General features: G+C 69.5%; 4 protein-coding genes. 2 read left to right on the top strand and 2 right to left on the bottom strand.

Features of this window, described 5'->3' with window-relative positions; translation table 11 throughout:
- Positions 1-1,224, bottom strand: a 1,224-nt coding sequence (locus ACFW2E_RS41195; protein WP_384475551.1) for a S8 family serine peptidase, incomplete at its 3' end; no start/stop codon positions are given.
- Positions 1,225-1,290: 66 nt separating this feature from the next.
- Positions 1,291-2,817: a S8 family serine peptidase gene (locus tag ACFW2E_RS41200; RefSeq protein ID WP_384475554.1), complete on the bottom strand. Its 1,527-nt coding sequence runs from the start codon at positions 2,815-2,817 to the stop codon at positions 1,291-1,293.
- 247 nt (positions 2,818-3,064) lie between these two features.
- On the opposite strand from ACFW2E_RS41200, the gene ACFW2E_RS41205 reads away from it, so the two are divergent.
- Both ACFW2E_RS41205 and ACFW2E_RS41210 read left to right on the top strand, forming a co-directional pair.
- Positions 3,065-3,421 (top strand): DUF485 domain-containing protein, encoded by a 357-nt coding sequence (locus tag ACFW2E_RS41205; RefSeq protein WP_384475557.1) that lies wholly within the window; start codon positions 3,065-3,067, stop codon positions 3,419-3,421.
- Positions 3,418-5,043: a cation acetate symporter gene (locus tag ACFW2E_RS41210; RefSeq protein WP_384475560.1), complete on the top strand. Its 1,626-nt coding sequence runs from the start codon at positions 3,418-3,420 to the stop codon at positions 5,041-5,043. Before ACFW2E_RS41205 ends, ACFW2E_RS41210 begins: the two co-directional genes overlap by 4 nt.
- The last annotated feature ends 29 nt before the right edge of the window (positions 5,044-5,072 follow it).

A 5,072-nucleotide genomic window follows, 5' to 3' on the forward strand; every position in this document is an offset into this window, starting at 1 on the left:
GGTGGCGGGCGGCTCGGGCGCCTGGTAGGCCGTCGAGTCGCCGCCGGGCGCCGCGATGTCGATGACGCCCAGACCGTGGTTGGAGAAGGACGACTTGAGACCCTTGGCGCCGGTCGACGCGACCGTCACGACGCCGGGCAGCTGGGTCGGGATGTCCAGGCACTCGGACGGGTCGACGACCCGGTCGCCGGGCGTGGTGTCGTTCGGGGAGGACGGGTCGGTGATCTCGTCGGAGGAGAGGTCGTAGTTCTCGTTGCCGGCCGCGGCGACGTTGACCGCGCCCTTCTTCTCCGCGTACCGCGCGGCCCGGCTGACGGCCTCGACCAAGGCCTTCTGGTCCGGGTCGTTCTTGCAGTTGAAGTACCAGGGGTCGGTGTAATAGCTGTTGTTGGTCACGTCCACGTCGTGCTCGGCCGCCCACATGAAGCCGCAGACCACAGCCTCCGTGTAGAAGTAGCCGGCGGTGGTGGCCACCTTGATGCCGGCGACCTTGACGCCCGGCGCGACGCCGGTGATGCCGACGCCGTTCCTGGCGCCCGCGATCTCGCCCGCCACGTGCGTGCCGTGCGGACTCTCGGCCGCGCTCGGCCGCCAGGCGCCGTCGGCCGTGTCGGGCTTGCCCGAGACACAGTTGGCGGAGGCGTACCGGTCGAAGTTCGGCGCGATGTCGGGGTGGGTGTCGTCGACACCGGTGTCGATGACGGCGACGGTGACGTCGCGGCTGCCGAGGGTCTTCTCGTGCGCCTTGTCCGCCTTGATGGCGGGCAGGTCCCACTGCAACGGCTCCAACGGGTCCTGCCCGTCGGCCGCCTGCGCGTCGGCGACCTGCCCGGCGCTGAGCACCTTCGGGGTGCCGACGTCGGTGGTCGACTGCGCGGGCAGTGGCGCGTTGCGCGTGGCACCGGCCGAGTCGACCCAGGGCACCGCGCGGATGGTCCTGGCGAAGTCGGGGTTCGACGAGTGGACGACGATCACGCCGATCCGGTCGTACGAGATGACGACCGTGCCGCCGGCCTCGGCGATGGCCTTCTGTACGTGAGCCGAGGTGCCGTGCCCGGGCGGGACGTTGACGACGTAGCTGAGCGAGGGCGAGTCACCGGCGGCCGTCGTCGTGACGTCGGCGGCGGACGCGGTGACGTTCGGCAGGAACGCGAGGGCCGTCGCCATGGCCATCCCGACCGGGATCGCCATGGCTCGGCGGTAGCGCGACTGGGGCGCTTGCATGGTGTCTGTGTCTCCAGTTCGTTCGCGGTACGAGCTGACCGTGCGGGAAGTCCTGGAACCCCGGCCCTATTTGACGGCGCGCAGCGCGTTGACGATGCCGAACCCGTAGAAGCCGTTGACCCGCTTGCCACCGACGCAGGTCGCGTCGACGACACCGTCGCCGTTCCCGTCGTACGGCCCGGCCGGGCAGCCCGGGTTGTCCGCCTCGGCCTTGAGGAGCGCCTGCAGCTGGGCCGGTGAGGCGTGCGGGTGGGTGGACTTCAGCAACGCGGCCACGGCGGCCACGTGCGGCGACGCCATCGAGGTGCCCTGGAGGAAGCCGTACTGGCCGTTGGGCAGCGTGGACAGGATGCGGCCGTTCTTCGACGGTGTGTCCGGTATCTGGTACTTGTCGCCGCCCGGGCCCGCGACGTCGACCACGTCCTTGCCATAGCTGGAGTAGTACGACTTGGCGCCCTTGACGCCCACCGCGCTCACCGTGACCACGCCGGGCAGCTGGGTCGGCACGTCGAAGCACTTGTGCGGGTCCACCGTGCGGGTGACGGCGGTCGAGTCGTCGGGGCTGGAGGCGTCGACGAGGGCGTCCGAGTCGAGGTCGTCGTTGGAGTTGCCCGCCGAGGCGACATTGAGGGTTCCCTTGTGCTCGGCGTACAGCTGGGCCCTGTTGACCGCGTCGACGATGGCCCGCTGGTCGGGATCGTCCATGCAGTTGTACAGCCAGGGATCGACGTAGTAGCTGTTGTTGGTGATCTCCACACCGTGGTCGGCGGCGAAGACAAAGGCGCAGACGACGCTCTCGGGGTAGAACAGCTGCGTCGAGTCGGGCTGGGCGACCGTGATGCTCGCGACCTTCACGCCCGGAGCGACACCCGCCACCCCGATGCCGTTGCGGGCCGCGGCGATCTCACCCGCCACGTGCGTGCCGTGGTAGTGGTCGGCGTCCACCGGCCGCCAGGCGCCGTACGTCGTGTCGGCCTTGCCGCTCACGCAGTTCGCCGACTGGGCGGCGGAGAAGTTCGGGGCGATGTCCGGGTGGGTGTCGTCGACGCCGGTGTCGATGATGCCGACGGTCACGTTCCTGCTGCCCGGGTTGATCGTGGCGGCCTTGTCCGCGCCGATCGCCCGCAGGTCCCACTGGTCGGCCTCGAGCGGCTCCTCGCCGGACACCGCGTTCCGGGAGGCCCGTGCGGCCTCGGCCTTCGACAGGACCTGCACCGCGCCCTCGTCCGTGGTCCCCGCGGCACTCAGCGGCGCGGTACGGGTGGCGCCGGCGGACTGCACTCCGCGCACCGCACGCATCCGCTCGCCGAAGTCCGGGTCCGCCGAGTGGACGACGATCACACCGATCCTGTCGTACGCCGCGACGACGGTGCCGCCGTTCTCGGCTATCGCCTTCCGCACCGAATCGATCGTGCGGTGGTCCGTCCTCGTGTTGACCACGTACGCCAGGCTGGGGCCGTCCGCCGCCCGGGCCGTCCGGACCGTGAGCGGGGCCGCCGAGGCCGCCGACGGCAGGAAGCCGAGCGAGGCGGTCAGCGACAGCACGACCGGAACGGCGAGGCCGAGGCGGCGTCTGGAGCGCAGATGAGGCATGGGATCTCCACATCATCCGAAAACGAAACAGCCCGAGACACGGGTGGTGCTCGGGCAGGTGCATGACGGGTGGTGCAGGGCGAAGCTATCTCCCTGTCTCACGGGCCAGCAATGACTTCGCCAAATCACTTGCGAAAGAACTCATAGGACTTGAACCGGTCCTCGCGTGGCGCCGTGGACCTTCGACAGGGAGCACGAGCACGATCGAACTCCCCCGTCGCAACCACCCGCAGCACGAGGAGACCCCGTGGCCACCGAGACACCGCCCCCCTCGAAAGCGCAAGCCCAACTCCCCTCCACCGAGGAGTTCGCCGAGGTGCAGCAGAGCGCGGAGTTCGGTGATCTGCGCCGCTCGTACCGCTCCTTCGCCTTCCCGCTGACCATCGCGTTCATCGCCTGGTACCTGCTGTACGTCCTGCTCTCCAACTACGCGGGCGACTTCATGGGCACCAAGGTCGCCGGCAACATCAACGTGGCCCTGGTCCTGGGCCTCGCCCAGTTCCTCACCACGTTCCTGATCGCCTGGTGGTACGCGCGGCACGCCGCAGCCAGGCTCGACCCCAAGGCAGAGGCCATCAAGTCCCGGATGGAGGGCGGCGCATGAACATCGCGCAGCAGAGCGTGCTGGCCGCCGGTGAGGCGAGCGAGCACCGGCCGCTGATCATCTCCCTGTTCGCGGTGTTCGTCGCCGCGACCCTCGTCATCACGGTCTGGGCGGGCCGCCAGACCAAGGACGCCGCCGACTTCTACGCCGGCGGACGGCAGTTCACCGGCTTCCAGAACGGCCTCGCCGTCTCCGGCGACTACATGTCCGCCGCCTCGTTCCTCGGCATCGCTGGCGCCATCGCCCTCTTCGGCTACGACGGCTTCCTCTACTCCATCGGCTTCCTGGTCGCCTGGTTGGTCGCCCTGCTCCTGGTCGCCGAGCCGCTGCGCAACTCCGGGCGCTACACGATGGGCGACGTGCTGGCCTACCGCATGCGCCAGCGCCCGGTCCGCACGGCCGCCGGCACGTCCACCATCGTCGTGTCGATCTTCTATCTGCTGGCGCAGATGGCGGGCGCGGGCGTCCTGGTCTCGCTGCTGCTCGGCATCACCAGCGACGGCGGCAAGATCGGCATCGTCGCGCTCGTCGGCCTGCTGATGATCGTGTACGTGACCATCGGCGGAATGAAGGGCACCACCTGGGTCCAGATGGTCAAGGCCGTGCTGCTGATCGCCGGCGCCGTCCTGCTGACCTTCCTGGTCCTGCTGAAGTTTCACTTCAACGTCTCCGATCTGCTCGGCAAGGCGGCCGACAACAGCGGCAAGGGCGCCGCGTTCCTGGAGCCCGGCCTGAAGTACGGCGCTACGGGCACCACCAAGCTGGACTTCATCTCGCTCGGCATCGCCCTGGTCCTGGGCACCGCGGGCCTGCCGCACATCCTGATCCGCTTCTACACCGTGCCCACCGCCAAGGCCGCCCGTAAGTCCGTCATCTGGGCGATCGGCCTGATCGGCGCCTTCTACCTGATGACCCTCGCCCTCGGCTTCGGCGCGGCCGCGCTGATCAAACCGGACGAGATCATCGCCTCCAACAAGGCCGGCAACACGGCGGCCCCGCTGCTCGCCCTGCACCTGGGCGGGGTGGACTCCAACTGGGGCGCGATCCTGCTGGCCACCATCTCGGCGGTCGCCTTCGCCACGATCCTCGCGGTCGTCGCCGGCCTCACCCTGGCCTCGTCGTCCTCGTTCGCCCACGACATCTACGCCAACGTCATCAAGAAGGGGCAGGCCACGGAGAAGCAGGAGGTCAACGCGGCCCGGTACGCCACCGTCGGCATCGGCGCGGTCTCGATCCTGCTGGGCGCCCTGGCCCGCGACCTGAACGTGGCCGGCCTGGTGGCCCTCGCCTTCGCGGTCGCCGCCTCCGCCAACCTGCCGACGATCCTCTACAGCCTCTTCTGGAGGAGGTTCACCACGTCCGGCGCCCTGTGGTCGATCTACGGCGGCCTGGTCACCGCCGTCGGACTCGTCCTGTTCTCGCCGGTCGTCTCCGGCAAGCCCACGTCCATGTTCCCGGACGTCGACTTCCACTGGTTCCCGCTGGAGAACCCGGGCATCGTCTCGATCCCGGTCGGCTTCCTGCTCGGTGTGGTCGGTACCCTTCTGTCGAAGGAGGCCCCGGACGCCGGCAAGTACGCGGAGCTGGAGGTGCGGTCCCTGACCGGCACCGGCGCTCACTGAGCGGCACTGAGAGGTTCGTACGGGCGGCC

The organism is Streptomyces sp. NPDC058964 (assembly GCF_042741275.1).
Lineage (GTDB): Bacteria > Actinomycetota > Actinomycetes > Streptomycetales > Streptomycetaceae > Streptomyces.